Source organism: Aeromicrobium flavum (assembly GCF_007992115.1).
Classification (GTDB): Bacteria; Actinomycetota; Actinomycetes; order Propionibacteriales; family Nocardioidaceae; genus Aeromicrobium; species Aeromicrobium flavum.
In genome coordinates this window covers 161,860-187,633 of record NZ_BJZQ01000004.1, presented here as the reverse complement: position 1 = coordinate 187,633, position 25,774 = coordinate 161,860, and the positions used below count along the sequence as shown (strand labels likewise).

At 71.2% G+C, this 25,774-nt stretch carries 28 protein-coding genes and 1 tRNA gene; 17 read left to right on the top strand and 12 right to left on the bottom strand.

Features of this window, described 5'->3' with window-relative positions; genetic code table 11:
* The first annotated feature begins 41 nt into the window (after positions 1 to 41).
* The gene (locus tag AFL01nite_RS06520; protein ID WP_222593412.1) at positions 42 to 572 is read left to right on the top strand and encodes a peptidylprolyl isomerase; all 531 of its coding nucleotides are present in this window, start codon (positions 42 to 44) and stop codon (positions 570 to 572) included.
* Positions 569 to 1,432 (top strand): rhomboid family intramembrane serine protease, encoded by an 864-nt coding sequence (locus AFL01nite_RS06515; RefSeq protein WP_186813843.1) that lies wholly within the window; start codon positions 569 to 571, stop codon positions 1,430 to 1,432. The genes AFL01nite_RS06520 and AFL01nite_RS06515 overlap by 4 nt, the downstream gene beginning before the upstream one ends.
* A gap of 76 nt (positions 1,433 to 1,508) precedes the next feature.
* On the opposite strand, the gene AFL01nite_RS06510 is transcribed toward AFL01nite_RS06515, so the two are convergent.
* On the bottom strand, positions 1,509 to 1,757 hold the full coding sequence (locus AFL01nite_RS06510; protein WP_222593411.1) for a cell division protein CrgA: 249 nt from the start codon (positions 1,755 to 1,757) through the stop codon (positions 1,509 to 1,511).
* A 64-nt stretch (positions 1,758 to 1,821) separates the two neighbouring features.
* Between AFL01nite_RS06510 and AFL01nite_RS06505 the strand changes: the two genes are divergently transcribed.
* Positions 1,822 to 2,565, top strand: a complete 744-nt coding sequence (locus AFL01nite_RS06505) for a DUF881 domain-containing protein (RefSeq protein WP_186813842.1) — start codon at positions 1,822 to 1,824, stop codon at positions 2,563 to 2,565.
* A gap of 11 nt (positions 2,566 to 2,576) precedes the next feature.
* Here the strand turns inward: AFL01nite_RS06505 and pknB are convergent, their stop codons facing one another.
* From pknB to AFL01nite_RS06475, 6 genes are read right to left on the bottom strand one after another with little or no spacing between them, the layout of a single operon-like run.
* Positions 2,577 to 4,316, bottom strand: coding sequence for a Stk1 family PASTA domain-containing Ser/Thr kinase (gene pknB, locus AFL01nite_RS06500; protein ID WP_146826617.1), 1,740 nt, complete (start codon positions 4,314 to 4,316; stop codon positions 2,577 to 2,579).
* Positions 4,317 to 4,347: 31 nt separating this feature from the next.
* Positions 4,348 to 5,814 carry a peptidoglycan D,D-transpeptidase FtsI family protein gene (locus AFL01nite_RS06495; RefSeq protein ID WP_146826615.1) on the bottom strand — a complete coding sequence of 489 codons (1,467 nt, stop codon included), beginning with the start codon at positions 5,812 to 5,814 and terminating at the stop codon, positions 4,348 to 4,350.
* Positions 5,811 to 7,196, bottom strand: a complete 1,386-nt coding sequence (locus AFL01nite_RS06490) for an FtsW/RodA/SpoVE family cell cycle protein (RefSeq protein WP_146826613.1) — start codon at positions 7,194 to 7,196, stop codon at positions 5,811 to 5,813. Before AFL01nite_RS06490 ends, AFL01nite_RS06495 begins: the two co-directional genes overlap by 4 nt.
* A complete protein-coding gene (locus tag AFL01nite_RS15695) occupies positions 7,193 to 8,500 on the bottom strand; it encodes a PP2C family protein-serine/threonine phosphatase (RefSeq protein WP_146826611.1) in 1,308 nt (435 codons plus the stop codon). The genes AFL01nite_RS06490 and AFL01nite_RS15695 overlap by 4 nt, the downstream gene beginning before the upstream one ends.
* Positions 8,501 to 8,980 carry an FHA domain-containing protein FhaB/FipA gene (locus tag AFL01nite_RS06480; protein WP_146826609.1) on the bottom strand — a complete coding sequence of 160 codons (480 nt, stop codon included), beginning with the start codon at positions 8,978 to 8,980 and terminating at the stop codon, positions 8,501 to 8,503.
* Positions 8,981 to 8,999: 19 nt separating this feature from the next.
* Positions 9,000 to 9,710 carry an FHA domain-containing protein gene (locus AFL01nite_RS06475; RefSeq protein ID WP_186813841.1) on the bottom strand — a complete coding sequence of 237 codons (711 nt, stop codon included), beginning with the start codon at positions 9,708 to 9,710 and terminating at the stop codon, positions 9,000 to 9,002.
* A gap of 195 nt (positions 9,711 to 9,905) precedes the next feature.
* On the opposite strand from AFL01nite_RS06475, the gene AFL01nite_RS06470 reads away from it, so the two are divergent.
* Positions 9,906 to 9,988, top strand: a tRNA-Leu gene (locus AFL01nite_RS06470).
* A 158-nt stretch (positions 9,989 to 10,146) separates the two neighbouring features.
* On the opposite strand, the gene AFL01nite_RS06465 is transcribed toward AFL01nite_RS06470, so the two are convergent.
* Together AFL01nite_RS06465 and AFL01nite_RS06460 are read right to left on the bottom strand one after the other, a co-directional pair.
* Positions 10,147 to 10,449, bottom strand: a complete 303-nt coding sequence (locus AFL01nite_RS06465; protein WP_146826605.1) for a DUF4235 domain-containing protein — start codon at positions 10,447 to 10,449, stop codon at positions 10,147 to 10,149.
* The gene (locus tag AFL01nite_RS06460) at positions 10,449 to 10,739 is read right to left on the bottom strand and encodes a WhiB family transcriptional regulator (protein WP_146826603.1); all 291 of its coding nucleotides are present in this window, start codon (positions 10,737 to 10,739) and stop codon (positions 10,449 to 10,451) included. Before AFL01nite_RS06460 ends, AFL01nite_RS06465 begins: the two co-directional genes overlap by 1 nt.
* Before the next feature lie 132 nt (positions 10,740 to 10,871).
* Between AFL01nite_RS06460 and AFL01nite_RS06455 the strand changes: the two genes are divergently transcribed.
* The 4 genes from AFL01nite_RS06455 to AFL01nite_RS06440 are packed head-to-tail and all read left to right on the top strand — an operon-like array spanning position 10,872 to position 13,986.
* On the top strand, positions 10,872 to 11,753 hold the full coding sequence (locus AFL01nite_RS06455; RefSeq protein WP_146826601.1) for a MerR family transcriptional regulator: 882 nt from the start codon (positions 10,872 to 10,874) through the stop codon (positions 11,751 to 11,753).
* Positions 11,754 to 11,757: 4 nt separating this feature from the next.
* Complete coding sequence (locus tag AFL01nite_RS06450) at positions 11,758 to 12,564, top strand: crotonase/enoyl-CoA hydratase family protein (RefSeq protein ID WP_146826599.1); 807 nt, start codon at positions 11,758 to 11,760, stop codon at positions 12,562 to 12,564.
* A gap of 51 nt (positions 12,565 to 12,615) precedes the next feature.
* Positions 12,616 to 13,380 carry a class I SAM-dependent methyltransferase gene (locus AFL01nite_RS06445; protein ID WP_146826597.1) on the top strand — a complete coding sequence of 255 codons (765 nt, stop codon included), beginning with the start codon at positions 12,616 to 12,618 and terminating at the stop codon, positions 13,378 to 13,380.
* Positions 13,381 to 13,383: 3 nt separating this feature from the next.
* A complete protein-coding gene (locus tag AFL01nite_RS06440; RefSeq protein ID WP_146826595.1) occupies positions 13,384 to 13,986 on the top strand; it encodes an IMPACT family protein in 603 nt (200 codons plus the stop codon).
* An 18-nt stretch (positions 13,987 to 14,004) separates the two neighbouring features.
* Here AFL01nite_RS06440 and AFL01nite_RS06435 read toward each other — a convergent pair whose 3' ends face one another.
* Entirely contained in the window at positions 14,005 to 14,526 is a 522-nt protein-coding gene (locus AFL01nite_RS06435) for a TetR/AcrR family transcriptional regulator (RefSeq protein WP_146826593.1), read from the bottom strand.
* Positions 14,527 to 14,653: 127 nt separating this feature from the next.
* Here AFL01nite_RS06435 and AFL01nite_RS06430 point away from each other — a divergent pair, with 127 nt between their 5' ends.
* The 4 genes from AFL01nite_RS06430 (at position 14,654) to AFL01nite_RS06415 (ending at position 18,485) form a co-directional block, all read left to right on the top strand.
* Positions 14,654 to 16,159: an MFS transporter gene (locus AFL01nite_RS06430; RefSeq protein WP_146826592.1), complete on the top strand. Its 1,506-nt coding sequence runs from the start codon at positions 14,654 to 14,656 to the stop codon at positions 16,157 to 16,159.
* A gap of 19 nt (positions 16,160 to 16,178) precedes the next feature.
* Entirely contained in the window at positions 16,179 to 16,985 is an 807-nt protein-coding gene (locus AFL01nite_RS06425; RefSeq protein ID WP_146826590.1) for a hypothetical protein, read from the top strand.
* A gap of 23 nt (positions 16,986 to 17,008) precedes the next feature.
* The gene (locus tag AFL01nite_RS06420) at positions 17,009 to 17,494 is read left to right on the top strand and encodes an NUDIX hydrolase (protein ID WP_146826588.1); all 486 of its coding nucleotides are present in this window, start codon (positions 17,009 to 17,011) and stop codon (positions 17,492 to 17,494) included.
* A gap of 79 nt (positions 17,495 to 17,573) precedes the next feature.
* Positions 17,574 to 18,485 carry an EamA family transporter gene (locus AFL01nite_RS06415; protein ID WP_146826586.1) on the top strand — a complete coding sequence of 304 codons (912 nt, stop codon included), beginning with the start codon at positions 17,574 to 17,576 and terminating at the stop codon, positions 18,483 to 18,485.
* Here the strand turns inward: AFL01nite_RS06415 and AFL01nite_RS06410 are convergent.
* Positions 18,421 to 18,969 (bottom strand): TetR/AcrR family transcriptional regulator, encoded by a 549-nt coding sequence (locus AFL01nite_RS06410; RefSeq protein WP_246119610.1) that lies wholly within the window; start codon positions 18,967 to 18,969, stop codon positions 18,421 to 18,423. The genes AFL01nite_RS06415 and AFL01nite_RS06410 overlap by 65 nt on opposite strands.
* 52 nt (positions 18,970 to 19,021) lie before the next feature.
* Between AFL01nite_RS06410 and AFL01nite_RS06405 the strand changes: the two genes are divergently transcribed.
* The 3 genes from AFL01nite_RS06405 to AFL01nite_RS06395 are packed head-to-tail and all read left to right on the top strand — an operon-like array spanning position 19,022 to position 23,270.
* Positions 19,022 to 20,554, top strand: a complete 1,533-nt coding sequence (locus tag AFL01nite_RS06405) for a carboxyl transferase domain-containing protein (RefSeq protein ID WP_186813850.1) — start codon at positions 19,022 to 19,024, stop codon at positions 20,552 to 20,554.
* Between the two features lie 5 nt (positions 20,555 to 20,559).
* A complete protein-coding gene (locus AFL01nite_RS06400; RefSeq protein WP_146826580.1) occupies positions 20,560 to 22,347 on the top strand; it encodes an ATP-binding protein in 1,788 nt (595 codons plus the stop codon).
* Positions 22,344 to 23,270 (top strand): hydroxymethylglutaryl-CoA lyase, encoded by a 927-nt coding sequence (locus AFL01nite_RS06395; protein ID WP_146826578.1) that lies wholly within the window; start codon positions 22,344 to 22,346, stop codon positions 23,268 to 23,270. The genes AFL01nite_RS06400 and AFL01nite_RS06395 overlap by 4 nt, the downstream gene beginning before the upstream one ends.
* A gap of 59 nt (positions 23,271 to 23,329) precedes the next feature.
* Here the strand turns inward: AFL01nite_RS06395 and AFL01nite_RS06390 are convergent, their stop codons facing one another.
* Positions 23,330 to 24,007 (bottom strand): EcsC family protein, encoded by a 678-nt coding sequence (locus tag AFL01nite_RS06390; RefSeq protein WP_146826576.1) that lies wholly within the window; start codon positions 24,005 to 24,007, stop codon positions 23,330 to 23,332.
* Between the two features lie 87 nt (positions 24,008 to 24,094).
* Here AFL01nite_RS06390 and AFL01nite_RS06385 point away from each other — a divergent pair, with 87 nt between their 5' ends.
* Entirely contained in the window at positions 24,095 to 25,060 is a 966-nt protein-coding gene (locus AFL01nite_RS06385; protein ID WP_146826574.1) for a phosphotransferase, read from the top strand.
* Positions 25,057 to 25,713 carry a leucyl/phenylalanyl-tRNA--protein transferase gene (gene aat, locus AFL01nite_RS06380; protein ID WP_146826571.1) on the top strand — a complete coding sequence of 219 codons (657 nt, stop codon included), beginning with the start codon at positions 25,057 to 25,059 and terminating at the stop codon, positions 25,711 to 25,713. The genes AFL01nite_RS06385 and aat overlap by 4 nt, the downstream gene beginning before the upstream one ends.
* The last annotated feature ends 61 nt before the right edge of the window (positions 25,714 to 25,774 follow it).

The following is a 25,774-nucleotide window of genomic DNA, read 5'->3' as shown; positions in this document are numbered from 1 at the left end:
TGGTCGTGCAAGGATGGAACCAACCCCTGAAAGGACGTGAAGTGCCCCTCACCGCAACGCTCCGCACCAACCGTGGAGACATCAAGATCGAGCTGTTCGACCACCACGTGCCCAAGACGGTGGCGAACTTCGTCGGCTTGGCCGAGGGAACCAAGGAATGGGTCGACCCGGCCACCGGCTCGGTGTCCACGAAGCCCTTCTACGACGGCCTCACGTTCCACCGGGTCATCTCCAACTTCATGCTCCAGGGCGGCGACCCGCTCGGCGACGGCCGCGGCGGCCCCGGCTACGAGTTCGACGACGAGTTCCACCCCGAGCTCCAGTTCGACCGCCCGTACCTGCTGGCCATGGCCAACGCGGGCACCAAGCCCAACGGTGCCGGCACCAACGGCTCGCAGTTCTTCATCACGGTCGCCCCGACCGAGTGGCTCAACCGCAAGCACTCGATCTTCGGCGAGGTCAAGGACGCCGACAGCCGCGCCGTGGTCGACGCCATCGGCGCCACCGAGACCGACCGGTTCGACCGTCCGACGGAGCCCGTCGTGATCGAATCCGTGACCATCGATCGGTGACGCACGAGGGCGCCGGTCAGCAGACCTGCTACCGGCATCCGAACCGGCCTGCGTACATCCAGTGCCAGCGCTGCTCCCGCTTCATCTGTCCTGAGGACATGCGCGAGGCCAGCGTCGGCTTCCAGTGCCCCGAGTGCGTCAACCGGGGTCAGGCCGCCGTCCGCCAGCCGCGCACCATGGCCGGCGGAGCCGTCTCCTCGCGGGTCGGCGCGGTCACGTTCGCGATCATCGGGCTCAACGTCGCGGCCCAACTGGTGGTCATGGCCACCGGCGGCGCCCGCAATCCCAACCTCAGCGGGTTCTTCACGTGGGGGTGGCTCAGCGGCGTCGAGGTCGCCCAGGGCGACTACTGGCGCCTGGTCACCGCCGCGTTCCTGCACGGCGGGCTGGTGCACATCGGGCTCAACATGCTCTCGCTGTACCTGTTCGGCCCGTACGTCGAGGAGGCGCTCGGCCGGGCGCGCTACATCGCCACGTACCTGATGCTGGCCGTCGGCTCGTCGGTGCTGGTCTACCTGCTCGAGGACCCGTTCACCCCCACCATCGGGGCGTCGGGAGCGGTGTTCGGCCTGTTCGGCCTGGCGCTGATCTTCCTGATCCGCACGCGCCAGAACATCACGGGCATGATCGTGATCCTGGCGATCAACGGCTACGTGAGCCTGGGCGAGGGCATCAGCTGGCAGGGCCACCTGGGCGGCTTCCTCACCGGCATCGTGCTGGGCCTGATGTTCGCCTACGCGCCGCGCGAGCGACGCACCGTCTACCAGGTGGCCACCTTCACCGCGCTCGCGGTGGTGTTCGTCGCCGCGGTGCTCTGGCGCACCGAGGACCTGCGCTCGGCGCTGCCCGGCCTGGTCTGAGCGACCGGCACGGCGTCACCCTGCTGTCGTTGTCCACAGGCGTGTGCACACCTGTGGGGAATCACATGGGTGTGATTCACTCCCACTTCATGGCGAAGCCGAACGCGGCGAGGATGAATCCCATGCCGATGGCGAGGTTCCAGCCACCGAGGTCGCTGTAGCCGGGGATCGTCACGTCGGTGTTGCTGATCGTGTAGAAGACGACGATCCAGGCAAGGCCGATGACCGCGCACGCGACCATCAACGGAGCGGCCCACCGGTTGCCGATGCGCACGGGCTTGGGACCGTCGTCGTTCACGGACTTGCGCTTGAACCTGTTGAACACGGATCTTCTCCCGATGGGCCGGCGGCAGGGCCGCAGTGTGACGTACTCCGCTAGCGTAGTCGTCGTGCCGGACTCGCCACGCCACGAGGGGAAGAACATCACCGTCAGCAGGTGGAGCCTGCCGGCCCTGGTGCTCGCCTGCGTGTGCGGATTCGTGCTCGTGGCTGCGGCCGTGACCTCCGATGGCTCCGACCTGCGACCCGCCGGTGGCGACCTCAACTCGGTGCTGCGCGACCGGGCCCGCGAGGTCGACACCCGTCGCCAGGAGGTCGCGAAGCTGCAGGGCGAGGTCGACACGATGGGCAAGAAGGTCGACGACGCCGAGATGCGTCGCGAGCTGCGCCGGGTGGCCCGGCTGGCCGACCCTGCAGGGCTGACCGAGGTCGAGGGTCCGGGCCTGCGCATCGCCCTCGAGGACGCGCCGCGATCGGTCGACATCCCCGGCCTCGACCCGAACCTCCTCGTCGTGCACCAGCAAGACATCCAGGCCTTCGTCAACGCCCTGTGGGCTGGCGGCGCCGAGGCCGTGACCCTGCAGGGCCAGCGTCTGATCTCCTCGACGGGCATCAAGTGCGTCGGCAACACCGTCGTCCTCGACGGCGTGCCCTACGCCCCGCCGTACGTCATCGAGGCGATCGGCGACAGGTCACAGCTGCAGGCGGCGCTCACGGCGTCGCCCGAGGTGACGACCTACCGGCAGTACGCCGAGAAGTACGGCCTCGGACTCCAGGAGCGCGACCTCGACGAGGTCACGGCGCCTGCGTACCTCGGCAGCGTGTCGATGCGGCACGCCACCGTCGTGGACTGACGGGCCTGGCCCTACGGCAGGGGGAAGTCGTCCGTCGGCTCGGCGGTCGGGCTGGGCGGAGGGGGCGTGGTCGCGACCGGCGGCTTCGACACCGTGATGGTGATGGACGTGCCCGGGGCCACCATGGTGCCCGGCTCCCGACTCTGCTCGGTGACGGTGCCGTCGGGCGCCGTGCCGGCCGGGTCGTTCTGCACCGTGACCTTCAGCCCGGCGTCCTCGAGCGCCTTGCGCGCCGCGTCGACGTCCTGACCGACGACGTTCGGCACGTCGACCTGGCCGCGCGAGACGATCAGCGTGACGGTGCTGCCGCGCTCGACGGACGTGCCCGGGGGCGGGTTGGTGTTGAGCACCCGGCCCTTCGGCTGGTCGCTGTCGGTGTTCTGGCGCTTGACCTTGAGCCCGTAGCGATCGCCCTCGAGCAGCTCCTTGGCCTCGTCGTACGAGTAGCTCGTCAGGTTGGGCAGGTCGACGAGCTCGGGGCCCGAGCTGACGACCAGGTCGACCGAGGTGCCCTCGTCGACCGTCGTGCCGGCCTCGGGATCGGTCGACATGACCTGCCCCTCGGGGATGTCGGCGCTGGTGGCCTGCGAGGTGTCGCCGACGGTGAGGTTCTTGGACTCGAGCCGGTTCGTGGCGGTCTCGACGTCGAGGCCCTCGACCCGCGGCACCGCGACCTGCGGCGTCTGGACCTTCTCGTCGCCGTTGGTGAGCATGAGCGCGACGCCGATGGCGGCCGCGATCGCCAGCAGGACCAGCGCCACCGCCCACCACTTGCCGTTGCCCTTCTTCTCCTCGTCGTCCGCGGGCGGCGGCAGGATCGGAGCGGTGACGGCCGGGGCGACCTGCGTCGATGCCGGCGGGACGACGGGGACGGCCTGGGTGGGGGCGTCGACCGCGCCACCGGCCAGCACGCGCTCGATGTCCTTGCGCATCTCGCCGGCGCTGGAGTAGCGGTCGTCGACGCGCTTGGCGAGCGCCTTGGCGACGACGTGGTCGACGGCCTGCGAGACGTCGGGGTTGAGCTGCGACGGAGGCCGGGCCTCCTCGCGCACGTGCTGGTACGCCACCGACACCGGGCTGTCGCCGACGAACGGCGGACGGCCGGTGAGCAGCTCGTAGAGGACGCAGCCCGTGGAGTAGATGTCGCTGCGGGCGTCGACGGTCTCGCCGCGGGCCTGCTCGGGCGACAGGTACTGCGCCGTGCCGATGACGGCCGCGGTCTGGGTCATCGCGCTGGAGGTGTCGGCGATCGCGCGGGCGATGCCGAAGTCCATCACCTTGACCTTGCCCTCGGGCGTCAGCATGACGTTGGCCGGCTTGATGTCGCGGTGGATGATGCCGGCCCGATGGCTGTAGTCGAGCGCGGCCAGGATGTCGGCGGTGATCGACAGGGCGCGCTCGGGCAGGATCTTGCGGCCGTCGCGCAGGACGTCGCGCAGCGTGCGGCCCTCGACGAGTTCCATGACGATGTACGGCACCGTGGCGCCGGAGTCCTCCGTGGCCTCACCGGTGTCGTAGACCGCCACGATCGACGGGTGGTTCAGCGAGGCGGCGGACTGGGCCTCCCGGCGGAACCGCTCCTGGAACGTCTCGTCCGCAGCGAGGTCGGGCCGCAGCAGCTTGATGGCGACGGGTCGACCGAGGCGCATGTCGTGGCCGGCGCGCACGTCGGCCATGCCACCGCGCCCGACCAGCTCGCCGACCTGGTAGCGGTCGCCGAGCGGGCTCATCGTCGAGTCAGTGTCGGTCATGGTGTCCAGTCTCCCAAAGGGTGGATGAGGGTCATCGCAGCACTGCCTCCATCACGGAGCGGGCGATCGGGCCGCCGAGGCGGCCGCCGCCGATGTCGCTGGTGTTCTGCGTGGACTCGACCAGGACGGCCACGGCCACCTTCGGGTCGTCGGCCGGCGCGAAGCCGATGAACCACGCGTACGGGGGTCGGTCGGGGGCGGACTCGGCCGTGCCGGTCTTGCCGCCGACGTCGACGCCGGGGATCTGGGCGGGAGACCCGGTGCCGTCCTGGACGACCGAGACCATCATGTCGCTGAGCTCACGGGCGTCGCCGGCGGACATCGGCCGTCCGAGCTCCTGGGGCTCGGGCTGCTCGAGCACCGAGAGGTTGGGGGCGCGGACGGTGCGCACCAGGTGCGGCTTCATCAGGACGCCGTCGTTGGCGACGGCCCCGGCCACCATCGCCATCTGGATCGGGGTGGCGGCCACCTCGAACTGGCCGATGCCGGACTGCGCCAGCTGGGGCGCCTCGAGGTCGGTGTCGGGGTCGGCGGTGAAACGGCTGGCGTAGGAGACGAGGTCGTCGATGGGGCGCTCGCCGAAGCCGAACTTGGTGGCCTGCTCGGCGAGCTTGTCCTGGCCGACCTTGCGGGCCAGCCAGCCGAACGACACGTTGCACGACACCTCGAGCGCACGCTGGAAGCTGATCGGGTTGCCGCCGCAGGTGCTGCCGCCCTGGTTGGTGAGCTTGTAGTCGATCCCGGGGAAGCCGAGCGTGGCGCCGCCGCGCACGTCGTCGTCGGCCTTGAGGCCGAGGTCCTCGAGCGCCGCTGCGGCCGTCACAGCCTTGAACGTCGAGCCGGGGGGCAGGGTGGTCTGGGTCGAGCGGTTGATCAGCGGCTGCGTCTCGTCCTGGTTGAGGCGGCGCCAGTTCTGGGCGACCTTCTCGAGGCGGTGGCTGGCCAGCGCGTTGGGGTTGTACGTGGGCTGGCTGACCATCGCCAGCACCTCACCCGTCTGCGGGTCGAGCGCCACGACCGCACCACGGGTCTTCTCGCCGAGGTCGGCGAGACCGTCGAACGCGGCCTTCTGCGCGGCGGGGTCGAGGGTGAGCTCGACGCTGCCGCCCTGGGGCTGGTCGTTGGAGATGACGTCGATGACGCGGTTGACGAAGAGCCGGTCGTCGCTGCCCGACAGGATCGAGTTGTAGGTCTGCTCGATGCCCTCGCGCCCGTACAGGTAGGAGAAGTAGCCGGTGACCGGCGCGTAGAGCTTGGCGTCGGTGTAGCGGCGCTGGAACTGCCACTTGTCCTTGACCGGGACCGACTGCGCGATGGGCTTGCCGTCGACGATGATGGCGCCGCGCTCACGGCTGAACTCCTCGTCGATGACACGGCGGTTGCCGGGCTTCTCGTTGAGGTCGTCGGCCTGCACGAACTGCACGTAGTTCGCGTTGAGCAGCAGGCCGACGAACATCAGCAGGCAGACGACGGCCATGGCACGCACGGGCTTGTTCACGACAGCTTCACCACCTGGGTCTCGTCGTCGCCGCTGATCGTGCTGACCTCCGGCGCCGGGCGCCGGGTCTGGTCGCTGATCCGCAGCAGCAACGCCACGATGATCCAGTTCATGATGATCGAGGAGCCGCCGGCGGCCAGGAACGGCGCGGTGAGGCCGGTCAGCGGGATGAGTCGGGTGACGCCCCCGGCGACGACGAACACCTGCAGGGCGAAGGACACCGACAGGCCCACGGCGAGCAGCTTGCCGAAGGCGTCGCGACAGGTCAGGGCGATGCGCAGGCCGCGCTCGACGATCAGGCCGTAGACCACGATCACCGCCATGAGGCCGGTGAGGCCCAGCTCCTCGCCGATGGACGACAAGATGAAGTCCGAGAACCCGAACGGGGTCAGCTCGGGGCTGCCCTCGCCCCAGCCGCGGCCGAGCAGACCGCCGTGGCCGAGCCCGTACAGCGCGGTGATGAGCTGGTAGTTCTGGTCGGGGTCGGACCACGGGTCGAGCCAGGCGTCGAACCGCTCGCGCACGTGACCGAACGCGGCATAGCCGAACCAGGCGCCGACGGCGAACAGCGCGGTGCCGACGAACAGCCAGCCGGGACGCTCGGTGGCGACGTAGAGCATCACGACGAACAGGCCGAAGAACAGCAGGGACGAGCCGAGGTCGCGCTGGAAGACCAGGATGCCGACGCTGATCAGCCAGCCGAGCAGGATCGGGCCGAGGTCGCGGCCCCGGGGCAGGTCGACGCCGAGGATGCGGCGGCCGGCGAGCGCGAGGGCGTCGCGCTTGGCGACCAGGTAGCCGGCGAAGAAGATCGCCAGGGCGATCTTGGCGGCCTCGGCGGGCTGGAAGCTGAAGGGGCCGAGCTGGATCCAGATCTGCGCGCCGCGCTTGGCGTTGCCGATGACGGGCAGGATCGGCAGGACCAGCAGGGCGATGGCGGCGAGGCCGAACGTGTAGGTGTACTGCTGCAGCCGGCGGTGGTCGCGGATCAGCACCAGCACGGCGACGAACATCAGGATGCCCAGGACCGTCCACCGCAGCTGGCCCTGCGCGAAGGGTCCGTAGGGCGATCCCATGGCGTCCAGGCCGAGGTCGATCCGGTAGATCATCACCAGGCCGATGCCGTTGAGGGCCACGACCAGGGGCAGCAGCACGGGGTCGGCGTACCCGGCGAAGCGCCGGACGGCGACGTGGGCGCCGAGCGCCACGATCGCGTAGACCGCACCCACGGTGTAGATCCCCGGCGGGACGCTGCCGTCGAGTCCGAGGCCGACGGCCGCGTAGGAGCCGATGCCGATGGCGATCGCCAGCAGCAGCAGGCCGAGCTCGGCGGTGCGGCGCTTGCGGGGGATCCAGGTCGGCGTGCTGCCCGGGGCGCTCATGGCGTCTCCGTCGGCGCGGTCGTCGCCCGGCTGCGCCGCGGCGCCGGGGTGGGCGTGGGTGTCGGTGTGGGCTCGGTGGCCTGGATGCTCAGGTTGGTGACGATGCGCTTGGCCTCGTCGCGGTCGGCGGCCGTGATGCCCGCGGCGACGCGGTCGCGCTGGTACGGGGGCAGCGTGTCGATCCGGATGCGGGTGATCTCGTCGACGTGGGCGAGCGTCAGGCCCGGCACCGAGAGGTCGACGCCGCGGAAGATCGCGACCGAGTCGTCGGACGGGGCGACGAAGTACTGGCGCTGGGACCAGTCGTAGGCGTAGGCCCCGGCGCCGCCGACCAGTCCGACGACCACCAGGCCCACGAGCAGCCACCGGACCCAGCGACGACGGGGGACGGGACGCGGTGCGTAGCGCAGCTCCTCGGGGTCGGGTTCGACCGCGCCGGTGTGCGAGGTGAGGTTCGAGGTGGGTGCGGTCGCGGCCCGGACCGAGCCCGTGCGGCCCCGCGGCTGACTGGTGGCCGCGCCCACCAACTGCGGGCGGCCGTCGGCGCAGACGAGGTCCTCGTCGACCGTCTCGTCGCCGTCGACGAACTCGGCCAGGACCACCGTGACGTTGTCGTACCCGCCGGCCTCGAGGGCGAGCCGCACCAGCTCGGTGGCGGCGACGTCGATGGTCTCGAGCTTCATCGTGCGCTCGATGGTGGCGTCGTCGACCATGTCGGTCAGGCCGTCGCTGCACAGCAGGTAGCGGTCGCCGGCCGAGGGCTGGAGCCACGTGAAGTCGGGCTCGAAGTCGTCGCGCCCGAGGATCGCCTTCAGCAGCAGCGACCGGTGCGGGTGGACCCGCGCCTCCTCGAGCGTGATGCGCCCCTCGTCGACGAGGCTCTGCACGAAGGTGTGGTCGATGCTCAGCTGGCTGAGGCGGCCGTGGCGCAGACGGTAGGCGCGGGAGTCGCCGATGTGGGCCACGGCCAGCTTCTCGCCGTCCCAGAGCATGGCCTCGAGGGTGGTGCCCATGCCCTCGACGGCCGGGTCGTCGGCGATCAGCTCGGCCAGCCGGTGGTTGGCGTGGGCGACGGCGGTGCGCATCGCCTCGAGCGCGTCGCCGTCCTCCTCCGGGTCGAGGTCGCGGTCGATCTGGCGGATCTCGGCGAGGGCGGCCGAGGAGGCCAGGTCGCCGGCCGCGGCACCGCCCATGCCGTCGGCGATGACGAGCAGGCGCGGGCTCGCGTAGCCGGAGTCCTGGTTGTTGGAGCGACGCAGGCCGACGTCGGTCATCGCCACGAAGCGGTAGGTCAGGGGCGCCATCTACTTGCGCAACTCCACGATCGTCTTGCCCAGGCGGACCGCGGTGCCGAGCGCGACGGGCACGGGGGACGTGACGCGCTGGCTGCCGATGAAGGTGCCGTTGGTGGAGCCGAGGTCCTCGACGAACCACTGCTCGCCGTTGGTGGCGAAGCGGGCATGGCGGGTGGAGACGTAGTCGTCGTCGAGCCGGATCGCCGCGTCGGTGCCGCGGCCGAGCAGCACCGGCTCGGTCGAGACGGGCACGCTCTGGCCGGCGTTGGGGCCGTCGACGATCACGAGCTGGCTCGGGGCGCCGCGAACCCGGCGGGTGCGCGTGCCGCCCTTGGGCTGCTTGGGCTTCTTCTCGCCCTTGGGCTGCTTCGGCGTCTGGACCTTGGTGCCGAAGATGTCGGTGCGGATGACCGAGACGGCCGACAGCACGAACAGCCACAGCACGGCCAGGAAGCCGAGCTTGATCAGGGTGAGGGTGAGTTCGCTCATGGCATCTCCGCGTCCCCGGTCACACGACCTCCTCGCTGATCTGCACCGAGATGGTCGTGTTGCCCAGCCGGATCGTGGATCCGTTGCGCAGGAAGGCGGCGTCGACCCGGCGACCGTCGACGATCACGCCGTTGGTGGAGCCCAGGTCGCGTACCTCGACGCCCGAGCCGAGGAACGAGACCTCGGCATGGTTGCGGCTGATGCCGGGGTCGTCGATCTTGAGGTCGGCCGTGGAGCCGCGGCCGATCGTGATGCCGGGCGGGTTCACGGGGTGGCGCAGGCCGCCGATGTCGAGGACCACCTTCGCGCGCCGCACGGCGGTGTCGGTGATGGGCTCGCCGCGCACGGGCGTGACCGACGCGTTCGACGCGCTGACGATCGTGAAGCGGCCGGTGTGCAGCTCCTCGTCGAGGGCGAACTCGATGTGGAGGGGGCCCGCGGCGGTGTAGTGCTGCTCGGCCAGGTGCTCCTTGAGCAGCGTGGCCAGCTCGGTGGCGAGGGTGGCTCCGTAGGGAGCGAGCCGGTCGTGGTCGGCCGGCGAGAGCTCGACGGTGAAGTCGTTGGGCACGAGGGTGCGCTCGCGGCTGAGGATCGTGGCGCTCTGGTCGACCTCGCGCTGGAGGGCCGCGGCGATCTCGACCGGCTGGACGGCGCTGCGGAACGCGCGGGCGAACGCCCCGGTGACAGCACCCTCGAGGCGCTTCTCGAAACGCTGCAGGACTCCTGCCATGGTGCTCACCTCCTCGGGCGCGCGGGCGTTCAGTGACGGCTGGTCCTGTCGATCGTATCGACACGGCACCACATCGGCGTCGTCTGCGCCTGCGACCCGCCGCACACCCCCGTGCGGATCGGCGGGTGACCCGCCGGGTTCGCGCCCGCGAAGCCGCCTGTTAGACTCTGACGTCGGTTCGGTTATCCGGGCCATGCGCGAGTGGCGGAATGGTAGACGCGCTGGCTTCAGGTGCCAGTGTCCGCAAGGGCGTGGGGGTTCAAATCCCCCCTCGCGCACAGGTGAAGGGCCGGATCCCACGGGATCCGGCCCTTTCTCGTTTGCCTCGGATGGCCCAAGAAAGGCCGACGGCCCCGGGAGTGATCCCGGGGCCATCGGCATGCTTCTCAGGCGTCTCTTCTGCGCTGGCTCGACGTCGTGAGCACTCGCTGCGTGCTCAGTCGCCGGGCCACTCGCCGGTCGCCTTGGCGAACGCGCGAGCTCCCTGACGCTGGACGATGGCCTTGACCGTGGAGAAGATCGCGCCTTGGATCACCGCAGCCAGCAGGATCTCCTTGAGCGGAAACTCCGACTGGGTGGGTGTGGGCGGATCGCCTTCACTGTTCGGGCTGGCCCGCTTCCAGACCTGCTTGAAGATCGCGGTGGCGATGAGTCCCGCGAGCAACGAGGAGATCAGTCCGACCGGCTGGTACAGGATCTTGGCCGACGTACTGGCCTTGCCCTGCTTCGCCTTGGACATCAGCCGACGGCCGACACGCGGCCGGCCAGGATCTCGGCACGTTCGGACTCGGTGAGACCGCCCCAGACGCCGTACGGCTCCTGGACGGCGAGCGCATGCTCGCGGCACCGATCGATGACGGGGCACGTGGCGCACACCGCCTTGGCGGACTCTTCGCGGCGGTGACGCTTCATGCCGCGCTCTGCTTCGGGTGAGAAGAAGACGGAGGAATCGACGCCCATGCAGGCGCCCTCCCACTGCCATTCGTAGGACTCGATGATGGGCGACGGGAGTCGCTTGATGTTGACCATGATGTTTCCTGCCCTTCCCCAAGGGTGAGGAGCGAGATCCGAGCTGGGTGCACAACCCGGTCAAGTAGTTCGACCGTACTAGTCAATCTATTCACTTGGCAAGCACCTTGAATAAGTTTTATGATCTGACCCATGCACCGCCGTTGGACGGTGGGGGCGCTGTCCGAGATGCTGGGCATCGCCGCTCCCACCCTGCGCACGTGGGAGCGCCGGTACGGCGTCGGCCCCACGTTCCGCACGTCCGGCGGTCACCGCCGCTACACGATCATCGACGCCGACCGGGTCGCCACCCTGGCCCGTTTCATCGAGGCGGGCGTGCCTGCCCAGGAGGCGGCCGAACGCGTGAAGCGTCTGGCACCGCACGAGCTGGCGGCGATCGTCGGTGGTGGTTCGGAAGGACTACGCACCTCGGGCCACGACCAGGCGGTGTTCACGATCCTGGCCGGAGCCAAGGAGTTCGACCCGGCCAAGGTCCAGCGGGCCGCCGAGCAGGCGATCGAGCGGTACGGGATCGAGGAGGGCTGGGACTCCGTCATCGCCCCCGCGATGATCGAGGTCGGCCTGCAGTGGGAGGACGGCCGACTCGGGGTCGCCGCCGAGCACCTCGTCACCGCCTCCATCCTCAGCGCGCTGCGTGCCGCGGCCCACGAGCGCCCCACCCACGGCCCGTCGCGCGTGGTCCTGGCGTGCGTCGAGGACGAGCAGCACAAGCTGCCGATCGTCGCCCTCGGCGCGGCCCTGGCCAAGCACGGTCATCCGTGGACCGAGCTCGGTGCCCGGCTGCCGATGGAGTCGCTGGAGGTGTTCGTCCAGAGCAGCCAGCCGGACGCGGTGTTCCTGTGGTCCTCGTACGTCACCCCGCCCCCAGAGGACATGGATCGCCTGGCCGCGATGGCGCAGCACACCCGGCTGGTGCTCGGGGGCACGGGCTGGCCCGAGGGGGTCGCCACGTCGCACTCGCTGAGCGAGGCGGTGGAGCAGTTGCGGGACGCGCTCGGCGACGATCTACCCTGAGCGCATGGCCGAACAGCACGTCGTCACCGAGATCGAGGGGCCCATCGCCCACGTCTGGCTCAACCGCCCCGAGAAGCTGAACGGCATCACGTTCGGCGTGCTCGACGGCCTGATGGAGGCAGCCGACCGGATCGAGGCCGATCCGAACGTCCGCGCCGTGATCCTCGAGGGCCGCGGTCCCTCCTTCTGCGCCGGCCTGGACTTCGGCTCCGTGATGACGGACAAGAAGAAGGTCACGAAGTACTTCCTGCCCAACCCGCTCAAGGGCACCAACCGGTTCCAGCAGCCGCTGTGGGCGTGGCGCGAGCTGTCGGTGCCGGTCATCGCGGTCACCCGCGGCCACGTGTTCGGCGGCGGCATCCAGCTCGCGCTGGCCGCCGACTTCCGCTTCACCTCGCCGGACTGCCAGTGGTCGATCCTCGAGGCGAAGTGGGGCCTCGTCCCCGACATGAGCGGCACGGTCGCGCTGTCGGAGCTGGTCGGCGCCGACCTGGCCAAGCGCCTCGTCATGACCGGCGAGGTCTTCTCCGGTGAGCAGGCCGTCGAGTACGGCATCGCCTCGGGCGTCGCCGAGGACCCGACCAAGCCCGCCCTGGAGCTCATCGACCAGATCCTGGCGCGCTCGCCCGACTCGGTCGCCGCGTCGAAGAAGCTGCTCAACGAGACCCGCCGGGCGCAGCCGCGCCGCGCGTTCAAGCTCGAGCGCCAGCTGCAGAAGGCGATGTTCAAGGCCCCCAACACGGCCGTCGCGCGCAAGGCCGGCATGGCCAAGACCGACCCGGAGTTCGGTCCGCGCACCTTCGGTCGCTGACGCGCGTCTGCGGATGCGGGCCGATCAGCACCTGATTGTTAGGGTTGCCCGGTGAACGAGGACAAGCCCAGCAAGAAGGTCGCCGACCAGTACGACCGGGGATACGACTACACCCAGTACTGGAACAACCGCGACTACGAGAACGCCGCCGAGCAGGTCGCGATCCGCCGACTCCTGAAGGGCCGCCGCTTCACGAAGGCCGCCGACGTCGGAGGCGGCTTCGGTCGCCTCGCGCTGCTGCTGCGCGAGTACGCCGACCGGGTCACCCTGGCCGAGCCGAGCCAGACCCAGCTCGACGCCGCGGAGACGTTCCTCGCGGCCAGCGACGTCATCAAGGAGCGCCAGCAGGCCGACGCCCTGAAGTTCGCCGACGGCGAGCTCGATCTCATCACCATGGTGCGCGTCATGCACCACATCCCCGAGCCGACGGCGGAGTTCGCCGAGATCGCGCGCGTGCTCGCCCCCGGCGGCACCGCGATCATCGAGGTCGCGAACTACGGCCACTTCAAGAACCGCCGCGCGTTCAAGAAGGCCGGCAAGACGCTGCCGAAGGAGCCCGTCAGCATCCGCACCGTGGCGGCCGACCAGCCCGACGCGATCGCCTTCGTGAACCACAACATCGACACGGTCGTGAGCCAGCTCGCCGCCGCCGGCCTGACCCTGCAGAGCAAGCTCTCGGTGTCGAACCTGCGCAGCCAGAAGCTCAAGCGCATCGTGCCGGCCAAGGCGCTCGTCGCCGTGGAGCGGGTGCTGCAGAAGCCGCTGGCCGCCAGCGACTTCGGTCCCTCGATCTTCCTGGAACTGCGCAAGAACTGAGGGGTGGCGACCTACCGCACCATCGATCTCGGCCTCGGCGGCTCCGCCGAGGCCGAGGTCGTCGTGCTCAGGTCGCGGTTCCTGGCCCGGGTCGGCCGCGTGGAGGACGAGGAGTCGGCGCGGTCGCTGATCGCCGAGGTGCGAGCCACCCACCACGACGCGCGGCACCACTGCACCGCGTTCGTGATCGGCCCGGACGGTGCGTTGCGCCGCAGCAACGACGACGGCGAGCCCTCCGGGACCGCTGGCCGCCCGATGCTCGAGGTGATCTCGGGCCATGGGGTCAGCGACGTCGTCGTCGTGGTGACCCGCTGGTTCGGTGGGACCCTGCTCGGCACCGGCGGTCTGGCGCGCGCATATGCCGACGCCACCGCCGCGGCACTCGACGTGGCGGGCACGCGCGAGCGGGTGCTGTGGCGCCGGGCTCGGCTGGTCGTGCCGATCGCGGAGGCGGGCTCCCTCGAGAACCGGCTCCGCCGCGGCGCCGACGTGCTCGACGTGGCCTACGCCGCCGACCAGGTCACCTACGACGTGGCCGCCCCCGACCTCGCGGTGCTCGACCGCCTGCCGTTCGAGGAGCTGGCGCCTGTCTGGCGCGATGCGTGAGGTGGGAAACCCACTCGGTCAGCGGCCGAGGCGGCCGAGGACCTCGCGCACGTGGGTCAGGGCGTCGGGATTGCCGAGGCCCGTCGTGTCGTCGAAGTAGAGGCCGTCGCCGATCAGCTGGATCGTCCGGGCGAGGGCTTCGTCGCCGAGGTGCCCGTTGAGGACGTCGAACCAGGCGTCGCGGATGTCGGCCAGCGCGGTGCGGGCCCCGTGGTCGTTCTCCTGGGCGATCCGTGACGCGGCGATGAGCGCGCGGTCGAAGTCGCTGCCGGTGTCGACCGAGGTCTCGAGGTAGAACTCCACCGGACCCTGCGGCGCCGACAGCATCTTCACGACGTCGGTACGGGCCTGCTCGCGCAATCGCTCGACCATCCCGTCGACCAGCGCTTCGCGGCTGTGAAAGTGGTAGAGCAGGCCGCCCTTGGACACGCCCGCCTCGGCGGCCACCGCGTCGAGGGTGGCGGCGCGGCTCCCGGCGCCGACCAGCAGGCGCTCGAAGGCGTCGAGGACGCGGTCGCGGGTGCTGCGTTCCTCGGCCATGGGCCCAGCCTAGTGATTCGGCCGGGCGGGGGTGGGCAACCCGCGACGAACTGTGAGCGCGATCACGAAACAGGCTGTGATGACAGTCATTTTGGAACTGTACCGTCTGGACGGTATAGTCCTACTGATGTCCACGTTCACCCCCGCCACCACGCGTGCCGGCCGACGCGAGTGGATCGCGTTGGCGGTGCTGATGCTGCCCGTCCTGCTCGTCTCGGTCGACAACACCGTGCTGTCCTTCGCGCTGCCGGAGATCAGCCGTGAGCTGCGGCCCAGCGGCAACCAGCTGATGTGGATCGTGGACATCTACGCGCTCATGCTGGCCGGGCTGCTCATCGCGATGGGCAGCCTGGGCGACCGGATCGGCCGTCGTCGGCTGCTCATCGCAGGCGCGATCGGATTCGGCGCGGCATCGGCCCTCGCCGCGTTCAGCAGCTCGGCCGAGATGCTCATCGCCGGCCGGGCCCTGCTGGGCTTCTTCGGCGCCACCTTGATGCCCTCGACCCTGTCGCTGATCCGCAACATCTTCGAGGACGCCCGCGACCGGCGCACCGCCATCGCGGCGTGGGCGTCGATGTTCTCCGGCGGTGCGGTGCTCGGCCCGGTCGTCGGCGGCTACCTGCTCGAGCACTTCTGGTGGGGCTCGGTCTTCCTGCTGAACGTCCCGATGATCATCGTGTTCGTGCCGGCGGCGCTCGCCGTGATCCCCGAGTCCCGCGACCCGAATCCGGGCCGGTTCGACCCGATCTCGGTGGCGTTGTCCCTCCTGGCGATGGTCCCGCTCGTCTACGCGATCAAGCACGGCGCGAGCGCGGGCCTGGACGACACGACCCTCGCGGCGCTCGCCGTGGGCGGGATCGCCGGCTGGCTGTTCGTCCGACGGCAGCAGCGCAGCGCCTCGCCGATGCTCGATCTCGCGCTCTTCCGCAACCCGGTCTTCAGCGGTGCGCTCGCGGCGAACGCGCTGAGCCTCATGGCGCTGGCCGGGTTCCTCTTCTTCGGCGCCCAGCTGCTGCAGCTCGTGCTCGGCCTGTCGCCGCTGGAATCGGCCCTGGTCCTCGTCCCGGGCCTGATCGCGACGATGATCGCCGGCTTCGCGGCCGTGCCCCTCGTCGAGCACGTCCCGGCACGCACCCTCGTGCCGCTGAGCTTCATGCTCTCGGCGAGCGGCTACGCGCTGGCCGCCTTCACCGGTCATCCGACGGTCGTGTCGGTGGCCGTGGCGTTCACGATCCTGGGCATCGGCATCGGGTTCGCCGAGACCATCACCAACGACCTCATCCTGTCCAGCGTCCCGCCGCAGAAGGCCGGCGCCGCATCGGCGATCTCCGAGACCGCCTACGAGATCGGCGCCGTCCTGGGCACGGCGGTGCTCGGCAGCGTGCTGACCGCGACGTTCCGCTCGCACCTGACGGTCCCGGCCGTCGCGAAGTTCGGTGAGCAGGAGAACGCCTTCGAGACGCTCGGCAGCACCCTGCAGTTCGGCGAGCGGTTCGCCGCACCCGTCCAGGGCTGGATCCACGCGTCCGCGGCCTCCGCGTTCGATCTCGGCGTGCAGTACACCGCCGGCGCGGCGATCTTCGTCGCGCTGGGTGCCGCGCTGGTCTCGCGACGCACCCTGCGGCACGGCTGAGCGGACCTACACTCGGCCCATGCGGGGTCGAGTCGCGCTGGCGGGGGTGCTGTTGCTGGCTGCCGCCTGCTCGGCGGAGCCCGAGCGCACGGCACCGCCGGACGGGTTCACGGCCGAGGTCATGCAGTACCGCGGCAAGCGACTGACCCGCGACATCGCCCTGGCCGTCACCAACGGCACCGACCGGTCGATCGAGCTGACCAGCCTGCGGCTGTCGTCGAACCGGTGGTCGGACGCGTTCGCCTGGGACGGGGCCGAGGAGGTCGGTCCGGGGTTCGGCACCGGCATCGACGTGGCCGCGCCCCTGGGGACGTGCCCCGACGAGGGCGACCTGTCCGTCACGGCCGACTTCACGTACCGCTTCGGCGACGAGGACCGGACGTCCCGCGTGCCGGTCGACGATCCGTACGGCGTCCTGCGCGACCTCGTCGACGGCGACTGCGGCCGGCAGGCCTTCGACGAGGCCGTGGAGATGCGGGTCGAGGAGCCGCGCGTGACGGGCGACACCTGGTCCAGCGACGTCGTGCTGACGCCCCGCGCGGAGACCGACGTCGTGCTGCTCGGGTTCGCGCCCACCCTGCGGTTCGCCTTCGGGCCGGCCACCCCGGTGGACGTCGAGCTGCCTCTCGACCGCCCGCGGCGGGCCCGGCTCGACGTCGTGATGGGACGCTGCGATCCGCACGTCGTGGCCGAGGACAAGGTGGGCACCCGGTTCGGGGTCCGCGTCCGCACGGCCGACGTCGACCACGCCTACTTCACCCTGCCGTTGGACGACGCCACGCGGGCGTCGCTCGAGGAGTTCTACGGCGAGCGCTGCCGCCCCTGACCGCCGGCTGACACACTGGCGACGTGACCGAGCACTACCGGCTGGACGACCACGCCGACGCCCGCTCGCTGCTCGTCGCCGCCGCCTACGTGATCCTGCGCCGCGACGACGAGGTCTTCGTGCAGCAGCGCGCGGGGACGGGCTACCGCGACGGGTACTGGGCGGTCGTGGCCGGGCACGTCGACCCCGGCGAGTCCGCCCACGAGGCCGCGGTGCGCGAAGCCCTCGAGGAGGCCGGCGTCACCGTCGCTCCGGACGACCTGCGTCCCGTCACCGCGATCCATCGCTTCGAGCGCGGTGGCCCGCAGGTCGAACAACGGATCGACCTGTTCTTCGAGGCCACGCGGTGGAGCGGCGACGCCACGCACGTCGAGGCCGACAAGGCCGCGTCGGCGGGGTGGTACCCGCTCTCGGCGCTGCCCGAGCCGTTCGTGCCCCACGAGCGGGACGTGCTCGACCTCCTCGCGGCGGGCAGGCCCGTCCCGCCGGTCATCTCGCTGCCGCTCTAGCGTGCCGGTGGCGTGAACTCGACGAAGGTTGGCAGGCGGTGCGGCGGCACCTCCGCCGGCACCCTGCGAGCATGAGTCGGTGACCCGCCGTGACAGCCTCCTCGCCGTCCTGGTCGCGGTGATCTGGGGCTGCAACTTCGTCGCCATCCACGTGGGCCTGGCCGACGTGCCGCCCTTCCTGTTCCTGGCGATCCGGTTCCTGCTCGTGGCGTTCCCGCTCGTGTTCTTCGTCGCCCGTCCGCAGGCGTCCTGGCAGGTCGTGGTCGCCGTCGGGTTCTTCATGAGCTTCGGCCAGTTCGGGCTGCTGTACCTCGCGATGGCGATCGGCATGCCCGCCGGCCTGGCCGCGCTCGTGCTCCAGGCGCAGGTCATCTTCACGATCCTGATCGCCGCCGGGGTCCTCGGCGAGCGTGCGTCCCGGCGGCAGGGCATCGGCGCCGCGATCGGCACCGCGGGCCTGGCGATCGTCGCCTGGGGCTTCCACCAGGACGCGCCGCTGGTCCCGCTGCTGGTCACGGTCGGCGCCGCGCTCTCGTGGGCGGTCGGCAACGTCATCGCCCGGGCGGCGAAGGTGTCGTCGGGACTCTCGCTCGTGGTGTGGTCGGCGCTCGTGGTGCCGCTGCCCGCCCTGGCCGTCTCGCTCGTCGTGGAGGGGCCGGCCGAGATCTCCGCCGCGCTCGGCCGGTTCGGGGTCGAGGCCTGGGTCAGCACGCTCTACACCGTGGTGCTGTCCTCGCTCGTGGGCTACACGATCTTCAACGGGCTCATGGCGAAGTACCCCGCGGCGAGCGTCGTGCCGTTCATCCTGCTCGTCCCGCCGGTGGGGGTGCTGTCGGCGTGGGTCGCGCTGGACGAGGTGCCGGCCGCGCTCGAGTGGGCGGGCGGCATCGTGATGATGGTGGGCGTGGCGGTGGCGACGGTGTCGCTCAGGTCGCGAGCAGCGCGTCCCGAGCCATCGACGCCAGCAGCCGTGCCATCGCGTCGGCGCTGATGCGCGCCGAGTGCGGCGTGGAGTTGATGAGTCCGAACACCGCCTGGACAGCGGCGCGCGCCGTCGCGCGGTCCAGGTCGGCGCGCAGCTCGCGCAGCGTCCCGACCCAGGTGTCGATGTAGGACAGCTGCAGCTCGCGGACGGTGGCCTGCGCCGCCGGCGGCAGGTTCGACCACTCGCGGTCCTGGACGACGATGAGGGCGGGGTGCTGCAGGGCGAACCCGACGTGCCAGGCGATCAGCGCGTCGAGCGCGGCGTCGGCATCGGGGGCCTCGGCGCGACGCCGACGTCCCTCGGAGACCAGCTGGTCGCTGATCGAGGTCAGTGACTGCGCCAGCAGGTCCTCCTTGCCGGCGAAGTGCTTGTAGAGCGCGGGGCCGGAGATCCCGCAGGCCTCGCCGATGTCGTTGACCGAGACGCCGTGGTAGCCGCGCTCGGCGAACAGGCCGGCGGCCGTGTCGAGGATCTGCTCGCGGCGGCTCACACCGGGAGCATAGCAGCGCAGGTTAATGAGTGTTAACCTTCGAGCCGTGAACATGCGAGAGCTCGTCAGCGAGCTGCGGGAGCGGACCGCCACCGCGCGACTGGGCGGATCGGAGAAGGCGCGCGACCGCCACGTCGCGCGCGGCAAGCTGCTGCCGCGCGACCGGGTCGACCGGTTGCTCGACCCCGGCTCGCCGTTCCTCGAGATCGGCGCCCTGGCCGCGTACGACCTCTACGGCGACGACCCGTTCGCCGTGCCCAGCGCCGGCATCATCACCGGCATCGGCCGCGTCGCGGGACGCGAGTGCGTCATCGTCGCGAACGACGCCACCGTCAAGGGCGGCACGTACTACCCGCTGACCGTCAAGAAGCACCTGCGCGCCCAGACGATCGCCGCCGAGAACCGGCTGCCGTGCCTCTACCTGGTCGACTCCGGCGGCGCGTTTCTGCCGATGCAGGACGAGGTCTTCCCCGACCGCGAGCACTTCGGCCGGATCTTCTTCCACCAGGCGCAGATGTCGGCGCAGGGCATCCCGCAGGTCGCCGCCGTCATGGGCTCGTGCACCGCCGGCGGCGCCTACGTCCCGGCCATGAGCGACGAGACCGTGATCGTCCGTGAGCAGGGCACGATCTTCTTGGGCGGCCCGCCGCTGGTGAAGGCCGCCACCGGCGAGGTCGTGACGGCCGAGGAGCTCGGCGGCGGCGACGTCCACGCGAAGGTCTCGGGCGTTGTCGACCACCTCGCCGAGGACGACGACCACGCCCTGCAGCTGGTGCGGTCGATCGTCGACACGTTCGCCCGGCCCCAGACCCCGTCGATCGACCGGCGCGAGCCGCTGCCGCCGCGGGAGGACCCCGACGAGCTCTACGACGTCGTCCCCGTCGACTCGCGCACGCCGTACGACGTCCGCGAGGTCATCAGCCGCATCGTCGACGACTCGCGCCTGCACGAGTTCAAGCCGCTCTACGGGGAGACGCTGGTCTGCGGGTTCGCCCACATCGACGGCTGGCCCGTCGCGATCCTGGCCAACAACGGCATCCTGTTCAGCGAGTCCGCGCTCAAGGGCGCGCACTTCATCGAGCTGGCCAACCAGCGCGGGATCCCGCTGGTCTTCCTGCAGAACATCACCGGCTTCATGGTGGGGCGCGAGTACGAGAGCGGCGGCATCGCCAAGGACGGTGCCAAGCTCGTCACCGCGGTCGCCTCCAGCGTCGTCCCGAAGTTCACCGTGGTCATCGGCGGCTCGTTCGGCGCCGGCAACTACGGCATGTGCGGCCGGGCCTACGACCCGCGCTTCCTGTGGATGTGGCCCAACGCGAAGATCTCGGTCATGGGCGGCGAGCAGGCCGCCTCGGTCCTGGCCACCGTGCGCGGCGACTTCGAGTCGCCGGAGGCTGAGGAGGACTTCAAGGCCCCGATCCGCGACCGGTACGAGACCCAGGGCTCGGCCTACTACTCCACCGCACGGCTGTGGGACGACGGGATCATCGATCCGGTCGACACCCGCCGCGTGCTGGCGCTCGGTCTCTCGGCCGCCGCCCACGCCCCCGTTCCCGAGCCGCGCTTCGGCGTCTTCCGGATGTGAGTCCCATGACCCTGCAGTCCCTCCTCGTCGCCAACCGTGGCGAGATCGCCGCGCGCGTCCTGCGCGCATGCCGTGAGCTCGGCATCCGTGGCATCGCCGTGCACGTCGCGGGCGACACCGCGCACCTGGCCGCCGCCGCCGCGGTCGTCGAGGTGCCGTCGTACCTCGACGGCGCCGCGATCGTCGCCGCCGCCCGCGAAGCAGGTGCCGAGGCGATCCATCCCGGCTACGGCTTCCTGTCCGAGAACGCCGGGTTCGCCCGGCAGGTGACGGACGCCGGACTGGTGTTCGTCGGTCCGGACACCGACGTGATCGAGCTGATGGGTCGCAAGGACCGCGCCCGCGAGGTGGCCGAGCGTGCCGGCGTGCCGGTCATGCCGCGCTACGAGCCCGACGCCGTGCCGTCCGACGCCTTCCCGGTGCTGGTCAAGGCCGCGGCCGGCGGCGGCGGCAAGGGCATGCACGTCGTGCGCCGCGCCGAGGACCTCGCCGACGCGTGGGCCACCGCGGCCCGCGAGGCGCAGGCCGCGTTCGGCGACGACACCCTGCTGATCGAGCGCTACGTCGAGGGAGGCCGCCACGTCGAGGTGCAGGTCTTCGGCGACCGCCACGGCGACGTCGTGCACCTCTTCGAGCGCGACTGCTCGGCCCAGCGCCGGCACCAGAAGGTCGTCGAGGAGGCACCCGCGCCCCACCTCGACTCCGCCGTGCGCGAGCGGATCCTGTCCGCGGCCGTCGCCCTGAGTCGCGAGGTCGGCTACGTCGGCGCCGGCACGGTCGAGTTCCTCGTGAAGGGCGACGAGGCGTTCTTCCTCGAGATGAACACCCGGCTGCAGGTCGAGCACCCGGTGACCGAGGAGGTCACCCGCACCGACCTCGTGCACTGGCAGCTGGCGGTCGCCGCGGGCGAGCCGCTGCCGATGACCCAGGACGACCTCACCTGCCGCGGTCACGCGATCGAGGTGCGGGTCTACGCCGAGGACCCGTACGCGGGCTTCCTGCCGCAGGCGGGCCGCGTCCGCGAGGCATGGTGGCCCGTGGCGCGGGTCGAGACCGTCGTCGAGGACGGCACCACGATCTCGTCGGCCTTCGACCCGATGCTGGCCAAGGTCGTCGCCACCGGGGCCGACCGTGACGAGGCGATCGCCGCGATGGTCGAGGCACTCGACGAGACCGCGCTGTTCGGCGTCACCACGAACGTCGGCTTCCTGCGCCGGCTCGTCGACTCGGCCGCCTTCCGCGCCGGCGACGTCGACACGGGGTGGCTCGACACGAGCGCGGGCGACCTGCTCGAGGCGCCGACCCTGCCGGCCGAGGCCGTCCACGGCGCGGCCGCCCTGCTGTGGCCGGAGGCCGGCGACGGCTGGCGCGTCGCGGGCGATGCCGCTCCGGTCGTGCGGCCCGTCGTGGACGAGACCGGCGAGCGGCACGACGTCACCGACGCGCTCGCGCCCTCCGGCCCCGCGACCATCGACGGCGTCCGCGCCTGGGTGGCGGTCGAGGGCCAGCCGTGGGTGTTCGAGCGGCCGGACGGCACGCGCCGTCCCCGCGCGGTGCACGCCGGAGACGCCGAGGTCACCGCCCCCATGCCCGGCACCGTCATCTCGGTCGAGGTCGCCGAGGGCGATCGCGTGCACGCCGGGCAGCGGCTCGGGGCCGTCGAGGCGATGAAGATGGAGCTGGCGCTCACCGCGTCGCACGACGGCGTCGTCACGCACGTGTCGGCGGTGGCCGGCCGGCAGGTGAAGATGGGTGAGCTGCTGTTCCACGTCGAGGCGCAGGAGGACCGATGAGCGCGCTGCCGATGGTCGAGCGCGATCCCTCGCTGCCGGACCGCGTCACGATCTACGAGGTCGGGCCGCGCGACGGCCTCCAGAACGAGTCGGGGATCGCCCCGGTCGACGTCAAGGTCGCGTTCATCGAGGACCTGATGGCGGCCGGGCTGCCGATCGTCGAGACCACGAGCTTCGTCCACCCGCGGTGGGTGCCGCAGCTCGCCGACGCCGCTGAGGTGGTCGACCGGCTGCCGCTCGCCGGGCGGGTCCCGCTGCCCGTCCTGGTGCCCAACGAGCGTGGGCTCGACCGGGCGCTCGAGGCCGGCGTGCGGCACATCGCGATCTTCGCCAGTGCCACCGAGACGTTCGCCGAGCGCAACCTCAACAGCTCGGTCGAGGGCCAGTTCGCCATGTTCGAGCCGGTGGTGCGCCGCGCGCTCGACGCCGGCGTGGACGTGCGGGCGTACGTGTCGATGTGCTTCGGCGACCCGTGGGAGGGTCCTGTCGCCCCGGCTCGCGTCGTCGGGGTGGGTACGCGACTGCTCGACCTCGGCGCCACGCAGCTGTCGATCGGCGACACGATCGGCGTCGGCACCGCCGCCCACGTGGCTCGTCTGGTCTCGGAGTTCGGGGACGCCGGCGTGCCCGTCGACCGCCTCGCCATGCACTTCCACGACACCTACGGCCAGGCGCTCGCCAATGCCCTGGCGGCGCTGCGCTGCGGCATCACGACGTTCGACGCGTCGGCCGGCGGCCTCGGTGGCTGCCCGTACGCCGAGAGCGCGACGGGCAACCTCGCCACCGAGGACCTCGTCTGGATGCTCACCGGCCTGGGGATCGAGCACGGCGTCGACCTCGCCGCCCTCGTCAAGGCCAGCGTGAAGATGGCGCGGGCGCTCGGCCGCGAGAGCCCGTCAGCCGTCGTCCGCGCCCTGTCCTGACCCGCTGAGTTTCACGTTCGGCCACCCGCACACGGCGTGTCGCGGGTCGAACGTGCAACTCAGCGGGAACGCAGGCGCCGGTCCTTGAGCTCGCTCTGGGCGTAGCGGCCGACCTGCCAGGTGCCGAAGCCGTCCGCGCCCGCGCCGACGGCGCCACCGAGCAGCGGAATGCGCTTGCCGGCGAGCATCAGGGCGCGGCGGCCGATGGTGCGGCCGACCAGCTCGCCGGTGACCTCCTTGGCGATCGCGTCGTCCAGCACGGGGTCGTGCATCGGCGAGGTCGCCAGCGCCATGGGCGAGGACGGCAGGCGCTTCTTCCTGACCATCTCGGTCACGGTGTCCTCGCCGAGCATCACCGCGAGCACGGCGTTGCGCACGCGCGGGTCCTCGAGGTCGTAGCCACGCAGGTGGGCGATGCTCGCCACGAGGTGGCACTGGACGATCGTGACGCCCACGACGTTCGCCGGCACGCTGGCGGCGGCGAACGCGATGCCGCCGAGGTTGGTGACGAAGCCCTGCAGGCCGGCCAGGCTGGTGTGCGAGCGCACGAGCGCGGCGACGGCCTTCTCGACGTCACCGCCGTGCGAGGCCAGCTTGGCGCCGGCGGTCTCGACGACCGGCCGCAGCGGGCCGACCCCGTCGATCGCCTTGTCGAGGACCGTGCGGACGTATCCCGATGCCACGTTGGGCACGACGCGCGTGCCCGCTTCCTTGGCGATGCGGTCCTTCATTCCCATGCCGCAAGCATAGGAAGGCTGCGCGAATGCGCCTGTCGACCGCGTCGGAGCACGGAACCGGCGGCGGAGCGCCCCTAGGGTGGCTCCATGGCGCAAGAGCCGTTCTCCGTGCAGGTGGCGACTCCCCAGTGGCACGCCCGTGCGCGGGCCTGGATCGAGGACGCGCTCGCCGTCCACGACCTGACGATCAGCGGTCCCGTCGAGCAGCCACGGATCCGGCCGTGGTCGACCCAGCTGACGATCCCCACCGACCGGGGCCGGGTCTGGTTCAAGGCCACCTGTCCGTCGATGGCGTTCGAGCCGGCGCTGCAGCGGGAGATGGCGCGCCTGGTGCCCGGGTCGGTGCAGGACCCGCTCGCGGTCGAGGCCGAGCAGGGGTGGATGCTCACGCTCGACGACGGTCCGACGCTCGGCGACGAGCGGACGCCGACGCTCGAGGACTGGCGCCGTGCGCTCGACGAGGCCGCGCGGGTGCAGCGCGCCCTCGCGGGACATCGGGACGAACTCCTCGCCACGGGCCTGCCGGACGCCGGCCCCGAGACGGTGGTGGCACGGTTCGACCGGCTGCTGGAGATCCACGAGCAGTCGCCCGCCGACCAGGGCGGACGCGTCCCCCCGGACCGGATCACCGAGCTGCGGGCCCGCCGCCCCGAGCTGGTCGACGCCTGCGCCCGACTGGTCGAGTCGCCCGTGCCGTCCACGTGGCAGCACGGCGACCTCCACCCGTGGAACCTCCACGGCCACGACGACCGGATCTCGTTCTTCGACCTCGGTGACGGGATGTGGGCGCACGCGGTCGAGGTCCTCTCGGTCCCGTACGGCGTGGTCACGGGGGAGGGATCCGTGCCGTGGTCGGAGGTCGTGACCGCGTGGACCGAGGCGTGGGAGGTCGAGCCCGACGAGTTCGAGGAGCTGTGGCGCGCCTCGGGCTTCACCCACGCCGTGAACCGGGCCGTCACCTGGCACCGCGCGCTGCTGACGGCGACCGCGGCGGAGATCGGCGAGTGGGGCGCGGCGGTCGACCACCACCTGACCTCCATGCTGGACGCATGAAGCCGGTCCCCCTGCCGCCGACGCCGTGGGCGTTCGATCCCGCGGAGTGGCCCGAGGACGACTGCATCGCCTTCGGCGCCGACCTCGAGCCGGAGACCCTCGTCGAGGCCTACCGGCGCGGTGCCTTCCCGATGCCCGACCGGCGCCGCCTGCTGTGGTGGTCTCCCCTGGAACGCGGGGTGATCGGGCCGGGCGACCTGCGCGTCTCGCGCTCGCTGAGGCGCTCGATGCGGTCGTTCACGATCACCGTCGACACCGACTTCGAGGCCGTGATCGACGCCTGCGCCGACCCACGCCGGCCGGGGTCGTGGATCGACCGGTCGATCCGCGCCGCGTACGTGCGGCTGTACGCGCTGGGCTACGCGCACAGCGTCGAGACACGGGACGAGGACGGTCGCCTGGTCGGGGGGCTGTACGGGGTGGGGCTCGGAGGGCTCTTCGCGGGGGAGTCGATGTTCCACCACCGCACCGACGCCTCGAAGGCCGCGCTGGTGGGTCTGGTCGAGCTGATGTCGGAGCTGCCGGACTGGCTCGTCGACACCCAGTGGCAGACGCCGCACCTGGCCACGCTCGGGGTCCGCGTCGTGTCCCGCGAGTCCTACCTCGGGTCGATCGAGGGACTCGTCGACGGTCCTGCGCCGGATTGGGACTGAAATCTCGCGACACGCCGGGAGGCCCCGGGGGTCAGGGCCCAATGCTTCATCCCTAGACTGA

What these genes read in the sequence shown, in the direction of transcription:
- pknB (WP_146826617.1), bottom strand. Translation starts at nt 4,316, where the DNA reads ATGACCGACACTGACTCGACGATGAGCCCGCTCGGCGACCGCTACCAG.
- AFL01nite_RS06490 (WP_146826613.1), bottom strand. Translation starts at nt 7,196, where the DNA reads ATGAGCGCCCCGGGCAGCACGCCGACCTGGATCCCCCGCAAGCGCCGC.
- AFL01nite_RS15695 (WP_146826611.1), bottom strand. Translation starts at nt 8,500, where the DNA reads ATGGCGCCCCTGACCTACCGCTTCGTGGCGATGACCGACGTCGGCCTG.
- AFL01nite_RS06480 (WP_146826609.1), bottom strand. Translation starts at nt 8,980, where the DNA reads ATGAGCGAACTCACCCTCACCCTGATCAAGCTCGGCTTCCTGGCCGTG.
- AFL01nite_RS06475 (WP_186813841.1), bottom strand. Translation starts at nt 9,710, where the DNA reads ATGGCAGGAGTCCTGCAGCGTTTCGAGAAGCGCCTCGAGGGTGCTGTC.
- AFL01nite_RS06465 (WP_146826605.1), bottom strand. Translation starts at nt 10,449, where the DNA reads ATGTCCAAGGCGAAGCAGGGCAAGGCCAGTACGTCGGCCAAGATCCTG.
- AFL01nite_RS06460 (WP_146826603.1), bottom strand. Translation starts at nt 10,739, where the DNA reads ATGGTCAACATCAAGCGACTCCCGTCGCCCATCATCGAGTCCTACGAA.
- AFL01nite_RS06455 (WP_146826601.1), top strand. Translation starts at nt 10,872, where the DNA reads ATGCACCGCCGTTGGACGGTGGGGGCGCTGTCCGAGATGCTGGGCATC.
- AFL01nite_RS06450 (WP_146826599.1), top strand. Translation starts at nt 11,758, where the DNA reads ATGGCCGAACAGCACGTCGTCACCGAGATCGAGGGGCCCATCGCCCAC.
- AFL01nite_RS06435 (WP_146826593.1), bottom strand. Translation starts at nt 14,526, where the DNA reads ATGGCCGAGGAACGCAGCACCCGCGACCGCGTCCTCGACGCCTTCGAG.
- AFL01nite_RS06430 (WP_146826592.1), top strand. Translation starts at nt 14,654, where the DNA reads ATGTCCACGTTCACCCCCGCCACCACGCGTGCCGGCCGACGCGAGTGG.
- AFL01nite_RS06425 (WP_146826590.1), top strand. Translation starts at nt 16,179, where the DNA reads ATGCGGGGTCGAGTCGCGCTGGCGGGGGTGCTGTTGCTGGCTGCCGCC.
- AFL01nite_RS06405 (WP_186813850.1), top strand. Translation starts at nt 19,022, where the DNA reads ATGCGAGAGCTCGTCAGCGAGCTGCGGGAGCGGACCGCCACCGCGCGA.
- AFL01nite_RS06400 (WP_146826580.1), top strand. Translation starts at nt 20,560, where the DNA reads ATGACCCTGCAGTCCCTCCTCGTCGCCAACCGTGGCGAGATCGCCGCG.
- AFL01nite_RS06395 (WP_146826578.1), top strand. Translation starts at nt 22,344, where the DNA reads ATGAGCGCGCTGCCGATGGTCGAGCGCGATCCCTCGCTGCCGGACCGC.
- AFL01nite_RS06390 (WP_146826576.1), bottom strand. Translation starts at nt 24,007, where the DNA reads ATGGGAATGAAGGACCGCATCGCCAAGGAAGCGGGCACGCGCGTCGTG.
- AFL01nite_RS06385 (WP_146826574.1), top strand. Translation starts at nt 24,095, where the DNA reads ATGGCGCAAGAGCCGTTCTCCGTGCAGGTGGCGACTCCCCAGTGGCAC.
- aat (WP_146826571.1), top strand. Translation starts at nt 25,057, where the DNA reads ATGAAGCCGGTCCCCCTGCCGCCGACGCCGTGGGCGTTCGATCCCGCG.